The following is a 14,327-nucleotide window of genomic DNA, read 5'->3' as shown; positions in this document are numbered from 1 at the left end:
AGTTTTAAAAATTCTACGACACGAATCCGCCGCCTATTCGTGCGTATTGGTCAAATGTTTTTTGCCTGGATCGCGCTTATTCATATCGTCTTTCAACGATATTCTCCGCCCCATCGTTTTTAATCTTCTCGACCCGGCCCTGCAGCGCAGCGCCAAAGGGTTGTCCCTGATGAGGCTGGATCATGAAAAAAGTACTGTTGCTCAACGGTGGCAAGAAGTTCGCCCACTCCGACGGCCGCTACAACGCGACCCTGCATGAAGCCGCGGTGTCGGTGCTGGACCGTGGCGGCGTGGACGTCAAAGTCACCCACATCGACGAGGGCTACGACATCAAGGAAGAAGTGGCCAAGTTCCTCTGGGCCGACGTGATCGTCTACCAGATGCCAGGCTGGTGGATGGGCGCGCCGTGGATCGTGAAAAAGTACATCGACGAAGTCTTCACCGAGGGCCACGGCAGCCTCTACGCCAGCGACGGCCGCACCCGCTCCGACGCCTCGCAGAAATACGGCAGCGGCGGCCTGATCCACGACAAGCAATACATGCTGTCGCTGACCTGGAACGCGCCGCAGCAAGCCTTCGACGACCCGACCGACTTCTTCGAAGCCAAGGGCGTGGACGCGGTGTACTTCCCGTTCCACAAGGCCAACCAGTTCCTCGGCATGCGCGGCCTGCCGACCTTCCTTTGCGTCGACGTGATGAAGCGGCCGAACATCGAAGCCGATGTGCAGCGCTACGAAGAACACCTCAAGGCGGTGTTCAACCTCCCCGCGTAAATCCGGCTACTATCGGTGGCGTGCCGCGAGCCCGATGTGGGACCTGTTGTAGCCGCTGCCGCAGGCTGCGATCGCCACCGAAGGGGGCGCAAGGTCGTGAGATCGCTGAAGGCCTTCGGCCTTATCGCAGCCTGCGGCAGCGGCTACAGGGCGCCCAACCGAGATAGAGGACTTACGTGAAAGCCAGATCCGACGAACTCCAGATCTTCGTCTGCGTCATCGAATGCGGTTCGATTTCCGCGGCGGCCGAGCAGGTCGGGCAGACGCCGTCGGCGGTCAGCCGCACCCTGTCGCGCCTGGAAGCCAAGCTCGATACCACGCTGATCAACCGCACCACGCGGCGCATGGACCTGACCGAAGAGGGCAAGTACTTCTTCGAGCAGGCCAAGCTGATCCTCGACCAGATGGACGAACTCGAAGAACGCCTGTCGTCGCGCCAGCAGACCCCATCCGGGCGCCTGCGGATCAACGCCGCCTCGCCGTTCATGCTGCACGCCATCGTGCCCTACATCGCCGAGTTCCGTAGCCTGTACCCGGATATCCAGCTGGAGCTCAACAGCAACGACCTGATCATCGATCTGCTGGAACAGAGCACCGATATCGCGATCCGCATCGGCATCCTGGCGGACTCGACCCTGCATGCGCGCTCGCTGGGTTGCAGCCCGCTGCACATCCTCGCCAGCCCCGCCTACCTGAAGCAGCACGGCACACCCGGCACCGTGGCCGAGCTGAGCGAACATACCCTGCTGGGTTTCACCCAGACCGAAACCCTCAACCACTGGCCGTTGCGCCATGTGCACGGCGACCGCTGGCCGATCCAGCCGGGCATCAGCGCCTCCAGCGGTGAGACGGTGCGCCACCTGGCGCTGGAAGGGCAGGGCATTGCCTGCCTGTCGCACTTCATGACCATCGACGACATCCGCGCCGGGCGCCTCACGCCGATCCTCTCGGAGTTCAACAGCGGCTATCGCCAGCCGATCAACGCCGTGTACTACCGCAACTCGCAGCTGGCCCTGCGCATCCAGTGCTTCCTCGACTTTATCCAGGGCAAGCTGGCCGATTACGCCAACCCACTGTTCGAAGGCTGAGGCCTTTCTGCTGTAGGAGGAGCCGGTTTGCCTTGCACCGCCCGGGCAGATGCCATCGCTGGCAAGCCAGCTCCTGCAGCGATCAATTCCCGTGGGAAGGCTGATCCCTGATTCGTGATCCCTGCGCAAGAGTGATTTGGGCCAGCCTGCCTGTTTCGGCAGGAGTCGCCCGCCGATACTGGCGCCATCACTTATCCACCCAGGGAGTTTCTCCATGAATGTATTCGTTACCGGCGCCGCGGGTTTTATCGGCGGTTCCATTGCCACCGGTCTGGTCCAGGCTGGCCATCAAGTCACCGGCCTGGTGCGCAGCGCCGAACAGGCCGCCGAACTCACTGCCCTGGGCATCAAGCCGGTGCTCGGCAGCCTGGACGACAGCGCCGTGCTGACCGAACAGGCGCGTGCCGCCGACGCGGTGATCAACGCCGCCAGCAGCGACCATCGTGGCGCGGTGGAAGTCCTGATCGCGGCCCTCAAGGGCTCCAATAAAGTCTTCCTGCACACCAGCGGTTCGAGCATTGTCGGCGACGCTTCGGGCGGCAAGGTCAGCGAAGTCGTCTATCAGGAAAACAACCTGCCAGAGCCCACCGTCGACAAGGCCGCGCGCGTGGCCATCGACAACCTGGTGCTGGCCGCGGCCAGGGACGGGGTCAACTCGGCGGTGCTCTGCAATACCCTGATCTACGGCCACAGCCTCGGGGTGAAACGCGACAGCGTGCAGCTGCCGCGGCTGCTCAAGCAGGCGCGCAACAGTGGCGTGGTGCGGCATGTCGGTCCGGGGCAGAACATCTGGTCCAACGTGCATATCGAAGACGTGGTGGCGCTGTACCTGCTGGCGCTGACCCGCAACATCCCGGGCACCTTCTACTTCGTCGAAAGCGGTGAAGCCTCGTTCATCGACATGACCACCGCCATGGCCCAGGCCCTGCACCTCGGCGCGCCGCAGGACTGGCCGCTGGCCGACGCCGAAGCCGAGTGGGGCTATGAAATGGCCAACTACGGCCTGGGCTCCAACAGCCGCGTGCGCGGCAAGAACGCCCGCGAACGGCTGGGTTGGGTACCGCGGCGCACCTCGGTGCTGGAGTGGATTCGCCACGAGATGGTCTGACTCGCTATCCCTGTAGCCGCTGTCGAGCGCCAGCGAGGCTGCGCTCGGCGGCGTAGCCGTCGTAAACCGGCTGGCGCGTTTTTCCAGGCAGTTCGCGGATTCAGGTTTTACGGCAACTGCGTTGCCGATCGCAGCCTCGCAGGCTCGGCAGCGGCTACACGGGCAGCGTGATCCTGTAGCCGCTGCAGCGGGCTCGGGCCGCGTTCGGACGATCGACCGGTACGGTCGTGACGACCTCAAGCGCGGCACCGTCGCCACCGTCACTCCTCCCCTCGCCAGACGGCCGCTTCAAGCGGCCGTTTTTATTTGCCGATTGCTCCGCCCCCGATCTTGCCCCTATCGTTCGACCTGCCAAAAAACAATAAAAGGACGGACCTTATGCGCATTGTTCTGTTTAAGACCCTGGCTCTGACAGCGGCCATCGCCGCCAGCTCGCCGGCCTTCGCCGCGTTGCTGGAAGGTGGCGCGGTCGCCGCGCCGAACCAGTATGGCGCCGACGTCGCGGCGCAGATTCTCAAGAAGGGCGGCAACGCGGTGGACGCCGCGGTCGCCACCGCCTTCACCCTGGCGGTGACTTACCCCGAGGCCGGCAACATTGGTGGCGGCGGTTTCATGACCCTGTTCATCGACGGCAAACCCTACTTCCTCGACTACCGCGAAACCGCGCCCAAGGCCGCGACCCGCGACATGTACCTGAACGAAAAAGGCGAGGTCATCGAGAACCTCAGCCTGGTCGGCGCGCGCGCCGCGGGGGTGCCGGGCACGGTGATGGGCCTGTGGGAGGCGCACAAGAAGTTCGGCAAGCTGCCCTGGAGCGAGCTGATCACCCCGGCGGTGGGCTATGCGAAAAACGGCTTCAAGGTCGCCGACAAGCAGTATCAGTATCGCGAGGATGCGCTGAAGCTGTTCAAGGACAGCACCAACTTCGGCGACTATTTCGGCAGCATGAAATCCGGCGAAACCTTCCGCCAGCCAGAGCTGGCCGCGACCCTGGAGCGCATCGCCGACCAGGGCGTCAAGGAATTCTACGAAGGCAAGACCGCCGACCTGCTGGTGGCGCAGATGCAGGCCGACAAAGGCCTGATCACCAAGCAGGACCTGCAGGACTACAAGGTCGCCTGGCGTGAGCCGCTGCAGGTCAACTGGCGCGGCAACACCCTGTACACCGCGCCGCCGCCCAGCTCCGGCGGTGTGGCACTGGCGCAGCTGATGACCATCAAGGAAGAGCGCACGGCGGACTTCAAGGGCGTCGAGCTGAACTCGGCCAAGTACATCCACCTGCTGGCGGAAATCGAAAAGCGCGTGTTCGCCGACCGCGCCGATTACCTCGGCGACCCGGCGTTCTCCGAGGTGCCGGTCAAGCAACTGATCGACCTGGCCTACCTGAAAAAACGCGCCGCCGAGATCAACCCGACAGCCATCTCGCCCACCGAAAAAGTCCGCCCGGGCCTGGAGCGGCACCAGACCACCCACTTCTCCATCGTCGATGCCGACGGCAACGCGGTGAGCAATACCTACACCCTCAACTGGGACTATGGCAGCGGCGTGGTGGTGAAGGGTGCGGGGTTCCTGCTCAACGACGAAATGGACGACTTCAGTGCCAAGCCCGGGGTGGCCAACGCCTTTGGCGTGGTCGGCGGCGATGCCAACGCCATCGCGCCGGGCAAGCGCATGCTGTCGTCCATGAGCCCGAGCCTGGTGACTCGCGATGGCAAGGTCACCCTGGTGCTGGGCACGCCGGGCGGGTCGCGGATCTTCACCTCGATCTTCCAGGTGCTGAACAACCTCTACGACTTCAACCTGCCGCTGGAAAAAGCCGTGGCCGCGCAGCGCGTGCATCACCAGTTGCTGCCCAAGGACACCATTTACTTCGACGCCTATGCGCCGCTCAGCGGCAAGGTTGCCGATGAGCTGAAGGCCATGGGCTACACCCTGGAAGACCAGGGCTGGGAGATGGGCGATATCCAGGCGATCCGGGTCACCGGCAGCCAGCTGGAAACGGCCTCCGACCCACGTGGGCGCGGTGTGGGCAAAGTCGTCAAATAACCTGCCTTTGTAGGAGCGAAGCTTGCTCGCGATTGGGCCACCGCGGTGAGTCAGGGACGACGCTATCGCGGGCAAGCCTCGCTCCTACAATGGGTCAGCCGTATCACCCCCGGGACGAGCAAGCTTCTGTAGGAGCGAAGCTTGCTCGCGATTATCGGGGCCCCGCGCTGTGTCAGAAACGACGCCATCGCGGGCAAGCCTCGCTCCTACAGAACCGCACTCAACCTTCACCTGTCCCCCCAGAAGCTCTATCTCTTCCGCTACAGCGGATGAAAATACCCCTCGTCGATTTTCATTATTCGCGACACGACTTGTCTGTCCGCGACAAAGCATGTCTCTATACGAAAGTTACTTTCATGCGGTTTGAAAATCCGGTCACGAAATGATTTATGAGTTTCACAAACATTCGACGTGACCCTTTTTCGAGGAGTACCGCATGACACCTGCATTGGGCTACTGGCTGCTGGGCTATGCCGCCATCGCCATCATCGCGCTGATCGTCCTGATCGCGCGTTACCGGATCAATCCGTTCATTGTCATCACCCTGGTCTCGGTGGGCCTGGCGCTGATGGCCGGGATGCCGCCGTCCGGGGTGGTCGGGGCCTACGAGGCGGGTGTCGGCAAGACCCTGGGGCACATCGCCCTGGTGGTGGCCCTGGGCACCATGCTCGGCAAGATGATGGCCGAGTCCGGCGGCGCGGAGCAGGTGGCGCGGACCCTGATCGACCGTTTCGGCGAGCGCAACGCGCACTGGGCGATGGTCTGCATCGCCTTCCTGGTGGGCCTGCCGCTGTTCTTCGAGGTCGGTTTCGTGTTGCTGGTGCCGATCGCCTTCACCGTGGCGAAGCGTGTCGGCGTGTCGATCCTGATGGTCGGCCTGCCGATGGTCGCCGGCCTGTCGGTGGTGCATGCCCTGGTGCCGCCGCACCCGGCAGCGATGCTGGCGGTGCAGGCCTATCAGGCGTCGGTGGGGCAGACCCTGCTGTACGCGATCCTGATCGGCATTCCCACGGCGATCATCGCCGGCCCCGTGTACGCCAAATTCATCGTGCCGCGCATCCAGCTGCCGGCGGAAAACCCGCTGGCGCGTCAGTTCCTCGACCGGGAGCCGCGCACCCGCCTGCCCAGTTTTGCGATCACCATGGCCACCATCCTGTTGCCGGTGGTGCTGATGCTGATCGGCGGCTGGGCCAACCTGATTTCCACCCCGGGCAGCGGCCTCAACCAGTTCCTGCTGTTTATCGGCAACTCGGTGATCGCCCTGTTGCTGGCGACCCTGCTGAGCTTCTGGACCCTCGGCCTGGCCCAGGGTTTCAACCGCGAATCGATCCTCAGGTTCACCAACGAATGCCTGGCGCCGACCGCCAGTATCACCCTGCTGGTGGGCGCCGGTGGCGGCCTGAACCGGATCCTGGTAGACGCCGGGGTCACCGACCAGATCGTCGGCCTGGCCCATGAATTCCAGCTGTCGCCGCTGCTGATGGGCTGGCTGTTCGCCGCGCTGATGCGCATCGCCACCGGCTCGGCCACCGTGGCCATGACCACCGCCTCGGGCGTGGTGGCGCCGGTGGCCATCGGCCTGGGTTACCCCCATCCGGAACTGCTGGTGCTGGCCACCGGCGCCGGCTCGGTGATCTTCTCCCACGTCAACGACGGCGGCTTTTGGCTGATCAAGGAATACTTCAATATGACCGTAACCCAGACCTTCAAGACCTGGACGGTGCTGGAGACCCTGATCTCGGTGGTCGCCTTTGCCCTGACCGTCGGTCTTGCCCAACTGCTTTGAGCCCAGGTGCCGCCCATGGACATCCTTTACCAGATCCGTTCCCGCCAGGATTCCTTCAGCGCCGGCGAAGGCCGCATCGCCCGCTTGATGCTGGATGACGTCGGTTTCGCCGCCTCGGCCAGCCTGGAAGAGCTGGCGCAGCAGGCGGAAGTCAGCGCCGCCACCCTGTCGCGTTTTGCCCGCAGCGTGGGCTGTCGCGACCTGCGCGACCTGCGCCTGCAACTGGCCCAGGCCAGCGGCGTCGGCAGCCGTTTTCTCGACCCGGCGGACGCGCCGGAGCAGTCGGGTTTCTATCGGCAGATCGTCGGTGATATCGAGTCGACCCTGCACCAGCACCTGGCGGGGTTCGACGAGTCGCGCTTTCGCGACGCAGTGCGCCTGCTGGGCAAGGCGCAGATGATCCACGCCTTCGGCATGGGCGGCTGTTCCACCCTGTGCAGCGACGAATTGCAGGTGCGCCTGGTGCGCCTCGGCTACCCCATCGCCGCCTGCCACGACCCGGTGATGATGCGGGTGACCGCTGCGGCGTTGGGCCCGCAACACGCGCTGATCGCCTGCTCCCTGACCGGCATCACCCCCGAATTGCTGGAGACCGTCGAACTGGCCCGCAGCTACGGCGCCAGTGTGCTCGCCATCACCCTGGCCGACTCGCCGCTGGCGCAGCTGGCGGACGTGCTGCTGCCGCTGCAAAGCGCCGAGACCTCCTTTATCTACAAACCCACGGCCGCGCGCTACGGCATGTTGCTGGCCATCGATGTATTGGCCACCGAGCTGGCGCTGGCCCTGCCCGAAGACAACCAGGAACGCCTGCGCCGGATCAAACTGGCCCTGGACGATTACCGCGGTGGTGACGATTGCCTGCCGCTGGGAGACTGACATGCTTTACGACACCCTGATCCGCAACGCCTTGGTGATCGACGGCAGCGACCGCCCGGCTTACCCCGCCGATGTCGCCCTGCTCGATGGCCGCATCGCCCGCATCGGCGACCTGCAAGGCGTCCGCGCCACTGAAGAAATCGACGCCGCCGGGCAGGTGCTGGCCCCCGGCTTTATCGATGTGCACACCCACGACGACACCGTGGTGATCCGCCAGCCGCAGATGCTGCCCAAGCTCAGCCAGGGCGTGACCACGGTGATCGTCGGTAACTGCGGCATCAGCGCCTCGCCGGTGAGTCTGCGCGCCGAACCACCGGACCCGATGAACCTGCTGGGCAGCCAGGCGGCCTTCGTCTACCCGCGTTTTCGCGACTACCGCGACGCGGTGGACGCCGCGCAGCCAGCGGTCAATGTGGCGGCGCTGATCGGCCACACGGCGCTGCGCAGCAATCATCTGGACGACCTGTATCGCACCGCCACGGCGGAGGAAATCGCCGCCATGCGCGAGCAACTGCGCGCCAGCCTGGAAGACGGTGCCCTGGGCTTATCCACCGGCCTGGCCTACGCCAGCGCCTTCTCGGCCGAGACCGACGAGGTGCTGCAACTGGCCGAGGAACTGAGCGCCTTCGGCGCGGTGTACACCACCCACCTGCGCAGTGAATTCGAGCCGGTGCTGGAGGCCATGGACGAGGCGTTCCTGATTGGCCGCCACGCCAAGGCACCGGTGATCATTTCCCACCTCAAATGCGCGGGGGCGGGTAACTGGGGGCGCAGTCCGCAGTTGCTGGCCTCCCTGGAGCAAGCGGCGAAAGACCATCCGGTGGGCTGCGACTGCTACCCCTACGCGGCCAGTTCCTCGACCCTCGACCTCAAGCAGGTCACCGATGCTTTTCGCATCACCATCACCTGGTCCACCCCGTACCCGGAACTGGGCGGCCGCGACCTGATGGACATCGCCGCCGAGTGGGGCACGACCCTGCTGGACGCCGCACGGCGCCTGCAACCGGCCGGCGCGGTGTACTACGGCATGGATGAGGCCGATGTGCGGCGCATCCTTTCCCACCCCTTGTCGATGATCGGTTCCGACGGCCTGCCTGAAGATCCGTTCCCCCATCCACGGTTGTGGGGCGCCTTCCCGCGGGTGCTCGGGCACTTCAGCCGCGACCTCGGCCTGTTCCCGCTGCACACCGCGGTGCACAAGATGACCGGCCTGTCGGCGGCGCGCTTCGGCCTCAAGCAGCGCGGCGAAATCCGCGAAGGGCATTGGGCCGACCTGGTGCTGTTCGACCCGGCGCGGATCCGCGATGTCGCCGACTTCAAAAGCCCGCAACAGGCCGCCGAGGGAATCGAGGGCGTGTGGGTCAACGGCGTGCGCAGCTATGCCGAAGGCCAGGCCAATGGCCGCAGGCAAGGGCGCTTCCTGGCGCGGGAAGGGGATTTGCGTGAAGGGTTCAACGGCTGAAGGTGCGCGGCGCCGAATAGGTGAACACCGTCACAGTGATGGCCTGATGATATTAAAGAAAGCCTTGGCCTAGCCGAAGTGCTGACATCCACCTGCTATACCGTGGACATCTTTCATCAGGGAGTCGCGCAATGAGCTTTGGCAAAACCACCCCCATCCTGCGGATCTTCGACGAGGCCAAGGCGCGGGAGTTTTATATCGACTTCCTGGGCTTCACGCTCGACTGGCAGCACCGTTTCGAAGATAACTTCCCGCTGTATATGCAGGTGTCGCGCGGGGAGTGCGTGCTGCACCTGTCGGAGCACCATGGCGACAGCACGCCGGGTTCTGCGTTGCGCATCGAGACCGACGAACTGGAAGCCTTCCAGCAGCAGTTGCTGGCCAAGGATTACCGCTTCGCCCACCCGCAGATCCAGGCCATGCCCTGGGGCAGCCAGGACATGACGGTGCTCGATCCGTTCGGCAATCGGCTGGTGTTCACCAACGCCATCTGCGTCTGAACCTGCACCCTGCACCCTGTAGCCGCTGCCGAGCGCAGCGAGGCTGCGATCGACCCCGCAGGGGGCGCAGGGATCCTGGAATCGCTGGAGGACCTTCGGTCCTGTCGCAGCCTCGCTGCGCTCGGCAGCGGCTACACGGATGGGCGTGTTCGCTGGGTCTGCCGAAACTCCCCCGGCGTCATCCCGGTCCGCCCCTTGAACGTGCGGTGAAACGAGCGTGGTTCGGTAAAACCCAGGTAATAGGAAATGTCCTGGATCGGCAGGTCGCTGTGCAGCAGGTAGTGCTCGGCCAGCTCCTGGCGCAGGTCATCGAGGATCTGCTGGTAGGAGGTGCCGGCCTGTTGCAGTTGGCGCTGCATGGTGCGCGGCGACATCGCCAGCAGATCGGCCACCTGTTCCTTGCGCGGCAAACCTTCCTTGAGCAACTGGCGCAGGGCGTTCTTCACCTGCAGCGCCAACGGTGCTTCCGCCAGCGACGCCATCAGGCTCATGGCGTGTTCTTCCAGGGTTCGCAGCAGTTGGGCATCGGCCTGGCGCAACGGCAGTTGCAGGTAGCTCAGCGGCGCCAGCAAGGCCGAGCAGCTCTGTTCGAACAGCACCGGGCAAGCAAAAAACGCTTCGTATTGTTCCAGCGTGGTGCCGGCCGGCAGCGGGTGTTCGAACCACACGGCGCTCGGTGAGAGCTGGGTGTCGGCGATCCAGCGGGCGTAGAGCAGCCAGGAGGCGAGCACGTTTTCCACCAGCTGGCGGCGGGTGTCGGAGGTCGGCAGGCGGCAGTTCCAGATCAGGCGGACCTGGTCCTCGATCATCTCGATGCGACTCACCCCCATGTCGCCCACCAGTTTTTCGAACGGCATGATCCGGCTCATGGCTTCGCCCAGGGTCGCGCAGTTCATGGTGATGTAGCCGAGCACGCTCCAGGAATTGGGCAGCACATAGCGGGCGGCGTTGAGGCCGAACAGCGGGTCGCCGGAGTGCTGGCAGAAATACCCCAGCAGGCGTTCGTGGACCTCGACGGGCAGGCGCAGGCTGTTGTCGTTCAGTTGTTCGGCGGCAAGGCCCGCGGCGTGCAGCGCGGGAGCGGTGGGCAGGCCGAGGTGTTCGGCGTGGCGCAGGTATTTGAGCAGCGGTGGGACCGAGGTGTAACCAAGGGGCTGCATGGTGGGGTTCCTGGCGGTGGGCGCGCTTTTTGAGGGTAAAGGTAAATGCCTGTGATCCCGGGTGCAACGCTGGTCTTGTAGGAGCGAGGCTTGCCCGCGATGACGGTGGTAGCCTCGCAGGGAATGTTGGGCGGTGTACACGGTAACTCAAGACTGTGGGGTGCCGGCCGATCTGCGAGAGGTAGGAAAATTTACGGGGGGCCTGAAAAGTGCTCCCCAACAACCCCAGGAACGGAATCCAAAGATGAATACGACACCTGTATGGCCGGAGGTTTTTCTCGGGGCTTTTGATGCGATCAGCGAGCGCATGGCGCAGGTACTGGAGTTGAGCGATTGCCGGGAGCACTGGATTCAGGCGGAGCTCAGCCTGTATGCCTGGCAGCATGGTTATCCGGATATCTGGACCAGCGGTAAGGCCGGTGGACGCACGAAAGTCGACTTGTACACGGAAGATCTCGACATGGCGGCCGAGGTGAAATGCCTGGGGGATGTGTCTTTTGCCAAGTGCCTGATGGGCAAGGGGATGGGCGAGACCCGATCCGTTCTTCGAGAGGATGGGGATGGGCGACTCTGGTTTCCGCAGGTTGATTCGGGTGAGTCTGTGGTCTGGTCGGTGTTTGCGGATCTGCGCCGTTTGCAACGGATGGTGGGGGTTCGGAACAAGTTTCTTGTTTTGGTGATTGCCAAGGACTACGTGGCTGAGACGGAGATGGGGGAGGTGCTGCGGCGGCTTCGTTTGTCGGAAGAGGAGTGGTCCTTGGAGTTGAAGAGCGCCACGGTGCGGATCTGGCGGATCGAGTAGCGCAGGCGTCTGTAGGAGCGAGGCTTGCCCGCGATAGCGTCTGTGCTGGCGCTGCATTTTTTGGACGGTGTACATATCCATTCCTGCGGTAACGGCGGCTGGCGGTTTCGCCCTTACGGCCATCCCTTTCAAGGTCTTTTCGTTTTGGCAGCCTTGATGACCCTGTCTGTTGAAACGTGGGCATGTACCGCCGTCCCTTGAACCCATGTCCTGGGCTTGGGTACCTTGGGGCCTCGTTGGCTTTTGGCGACTTGCTTGGGTTGAATGTTCTTGGCTAATTCCAACAAGCGCTGGGCCAGTTTTTCCATTGAGACGATCGGTAGATATTCGACGGGCAGAGCGATCTGCATGCCCTCATATCCAGCTCTGACCTGGATCGCCAAGTGATAGATCGAAGCCTCCCAGCCCTCAGGCTGAGTCTCTCGATGAGCGTGTTCGACGCTGCGCTTGAGCAAGGCCAGTACGTTGTACGCCAGCACGGCAGTGGTGAATCCAAGCAAGGCAGCTCGTGGACTGCCGAGAGATTCAATTTCACTTTCCAGAATGGCTTCCAGTCGCTGGAACATCCCTTCAATACTCCAACGACGGCGATAGAAGTCCGCGATCTGCGGTGCGCTGATGCTCTCGGGCAGGTTGCTCCAGAACATCAAACTGCGGTCACCTGAGTCGTTTGGTGAATGGAGCGTCAACTCGATGCGTCGCCACTGATGCCCCCCTCTTACCTCAATGCTTTGTTCACGCACCGTACCTGTTGCAACAGGCAAAGATGCTTGCCACTCGCCCTCTTGAATCAGGCGCGGGTGCTTGGCCTGCTGGCGAATGACAAATGACGTTTTCACTTGTTCACAGGCCTCCATTACAGGAAGCGTGCAGTAGAGCCGATCAGCGATCCAAACCTGGTTCGTCTTGGCATCGGCCAGTAGCGGCAACACGCAGACTCGCTCGCTTGCGTAGGCGTCTTCGCAGGGTTGCAGGTCAATGACCTGATCCAGGTCGGGATCGTAGACCACGACCGAGAATCCGGGACGAGCCGCTCCGCGCTCGTGCCGTAGTGCTCCAAGGCGCTTTTCGGTGGACGCCAGGTGGCTGCCGTCTACCACCCGAACCTGCCAATCGGGCAGCATGGCTGAGCCCCCCAACTCCTTGATCGTCGGAGTCAGGCGCTGCGCGCAACCTGTGACCAAGGCGCGCAACAGAGCCGGTTCGGTACGGCTGACCTTGTCGTAAAGGGCCGCCAGGCTAACCGGAAGATCCTCCAGCTGCTTGGCCGCGGCATGTAATGACGGCTTCAAGCCCAATGAAACAAGGGACATGAGCTTAACGATGGTTGAGAACAGCAATTCGCGGGAGTACTGCCGTTGCCGGTGTTCTTCGAAAACCTGATCGACCCACTCCGGCGCAATGGCTTGCTCCAAGGCAAGTTTGGCCATCACGCTGGCAGGTGCTTTTTTCTCGAATCGCGCTAGTACATCGGCCCACATCGTTCGGGTCTTCCTGACTGAATTTCAGCGGATTTTACCCAAGACCTTGAAAGGGATGGCCCTTACGGCGAGTCACTTTTTTTCAAACGCCAAAAAAAGTAACCAAAAAACGCTTGCCCCTGCGTACGGCCTTCGCTGCGCTCAGGTTCCCTCGCTCCGGTGTCCATCAGGGGGCATCGACTCCGGTCGGCTTCGCTTCGACCTCCATACGATGTCCTCGACTGCGTCGAGGGGCGCTGCGCGCCATCCCCCTGATGAACACCTCCGCTCAGCCTCCCGATGGGGCGGGTGGATCAAAAGCAAAAGCCGGGCGCGACCTACCGGTCGGCGCTGAACCCTGTAGCCGCTGCCGAGCCCGCGAGGCTGCGATCGACCCCGAAGGGGGCGCAGGATCTTGAAACCGCTGGAGGACCTTCGGTCCTATCGCAGCCTCGCAGGCTCGGCAGCGGCTACAGGGACCGTGTGTATCAGGTCCTGCGGATGACAGGTTTTGTCGTGTAGGACGCTGTCTGAAAGTGAGGCTCTTCGCTTTATTTTGTAAGGCTTTTCCGAGAAACTCCGGGGCGCTTGCGTCTGGGAAGGGCGCTGTCTAGCCTCGGGTTTGTCACCGGTTTTTCGGTGATCGGGTTTAGCAGCTCGCTTCCAAGTCACGCAGGTATCGCTGTCAGCTCAACCAGCTTTTTTCGGTTGCTGTCATGGCGGCTGTGCGTGGGGCGCCTTCGGGTGCGCCGGATTCTTGGACCGGTCTGCTAACCCGCGTACAGCTGCCACCCTCATTCGTTTAGCAGCGGTAGGTGGTGGCTCCATTCCAAGAGGATCCACCATGAAAAAGCTCGTCCCCGATCCGCCCATGCTTTCGCCCAGTCGCGAACGGATCGTTCAGTTGGAAGTCCCCAATCAAACCCTTCGTCAGGCGCTGGACAGTCGCGTCGAGGGGGAGCCTTTGCATTGTGCTTTGCAGGAAACCGGCAGTGTTTCTTTCGGTTGTCGCGACGGTAACGGTCGGCCGTTGTTTGCGGTGCGTGCCGGGGTCAGTGCCGAGGAGGCGTTGTTGCATGTGTCGTTGTTGCTCAAGTGTGCCGAGGAGACGGCGGATGAGATCACCAGTGCCAGCGGCATCGAGCGTGGCTTGATCTGGTCGATGATTCATTCGGTGGAGATGGCGCGGGCGGTGGTGGATGCGTTGCTGGATGGCGCGGGCCGGCAGGGGGTGTTGCGGGAGGGGTGATTGCGAGGTGGCGATGG

At 63.1% G+C, this 14,327-nt stretch carries 12 protein-coding genes; 10 read left to right on the top strand and 2 right to left on the bottom strand.

Translation table 11 applies throughout. The features are described from left to right. Positions 1–182 precede the first annotated feature (182 nt). The 8 genes from NRG23_RS15400 to NRG23_RS15365 all read left to right on the top strand — a co-directional run bounded on the left by NRG23_RS15400 (position 183) and on the right by NRG23_RS15365 (position 9,639). Entirely contained in the window at positions 183–773 is a 591-nt protein-coding gene (locus NRG23_RS15400; RefSeq protein ID WP_009046869.1) for an NAD(P)H-dependent oxidoreductase, read from the top strand. Between the two features lie 176 nt (positions 774–949). Continuing rightward, positions 950–1,861: a LysR family transcriptional regulator gene (locus NRG23_RS15395; protein WP_257375022.1), complete on the top strand. Its 912-nt coding sequence runs from the start codon at positions 950–952 to the stop codon at positions 1,859–1,861. A 214-nt stretch (positions 1,862–2,075) separates the two neighbouring features. Then, complete coding sequence (locus NRG23_RS15390) at positions 2,076–2,969, top strand: NAD-dependent epimerase/dehydratase family protein (protein WP_009046871.1); 894 nt, start codon at positions 2,076–2,078, stop codon at positions 2,967–2,969. Positions 2,970–3,347: 378 nt separating this feature from the next. Continuing rightward, entirely contained in the window at positions 3,348–5,015 is a 1,668-nt protein-coding gene (ggt, locus tag NRG23_RS15385) for a gamma-glutamyltransferase (RefSeq protein WP_257375021.1), read from the top strand. Positions 5,016–5,451: 436 nt separating this feature from the next. Further along, entirely contained in the window at positions 5,452–6,801 is a 1,350-nt protein-coding gene (locus NRG23_RS15380; protein ID WP_038630554.1) for a gluconate:H+ symporter, read from the top strand. 15 nt (positions 6,802–6,816) lie between these two features. Then, positions 6,817–7,677: a MurR/RpiR family transcriptional regulator gene (locus tag NRG23_RS15375; RefSeq protein ID WP_016704176.1), complete on the top strand. Its 861-nt coding sequence runs from the start codon at positions 6,817–6,819 to the stop codon at positions 7,675–7,677. 1 nt (position 7,678) lies between these two features. Further along, positions 7,679–9,139 carry an amidohydrolase family protein gene (locus NRG23_RS15370; RefSeq protein ID WP_257375020.1) on the top strand — a complete coding sequence of 487 codons (1,461 nt, stop codon included), beginning with the start codon at positions 7,679–7,681 and terminating at the stop codon, positions 9,137–9,139. Between the two features lie 131 nt (positions 9,140–9,270). Beyond that, complete coding sequence (locus NRG23_RS15365; RefSeq protein WP_009046877.1) at positions 9,271–9,639, top strand: glyoxalase superfamily protein; 369 nt, start codon at positions 9,271–9,273, stop codon at positions 9,637–9,639. A gap of 131 nt (positions 9,640–9,770) precedes the next feature. Here NRG23_RS15365 and NRG23_RS15360 read toward each other — a convergent pair whose 3' ends face one another. Further along, positions 9,771–10,799 (bottom strand): AraC family transcriptional regulator, encoded by a 1,029-nt coding sequence (locus NRG23_RS15360; RefSeq protein ID WP_257375019.1) that lies wholly within the window; start codon positions 10,797–10,799, stop codon positions 9,771–9,773. Between the two features lie 244 nt (positions 10,800–11,043). Between NRG23_RS15360 and NRG23_RS15355 the strand changes: the two genes are divergently transcribed. After that, a complete protein-coding gene (locus NRG23_RS15355) occupies positions 11,044–11,601 on the top strand; it encodes a hypothetical protein (protein ID WP_028681619.1) in 558 nt (185 codons plus the stop codon). A gap of 128 nt (positions 11,602–11,729) precedes the next feature. Here the strand turns inward: NRG23_RS15355 and NRG23_RS15350 are convergent, their stop codons facing one another. Beyond that, positions 11,730–13,031: an IS4 family transposase gene (locus tag NRG23_RS15350; RefSeq protein WP_080577987.1), complete on the bottom strand. Its 1,302-nt coding sequence runs from the start codon at positions 13,029–13,031 to the stop codon at positions 11,730–11,732. Between the two features lie 874 nt (positions 13,032–13,905). On the opposite strand from NRG23_RS15350, the gene NRG23_RS15345 reads away from it, so the two are divergent. After that, positions 13,906–14,310, top strand: a complete 405-nt coding sequence (locus NRG23_RS15345) for a DUF3077 domain-containing protein (RefSeq protein WP_053268174.1) — start codon at positions 13,906–13,908, stop codon at positions 14,308–14,310. The last annotated feature ends 17 nt before the right edge of the window (positions 14,311–14,327 follow it).

Origin of the sequence: Pseudomonas sp. T8 (assembly GCF_024610635.1) — a bacterium.
Taxonomy (GTDB): Bacteria; Pseudomonadota; Gammaproteobacteria; order Pseudomonadales; family Pseudomonadaceae; genus Aquipseudomonas; species Aquipseudomonas chlororaphis_I.
This window is presented reverse-complemented; position numbering and strand designations above follow the sequence as displayed.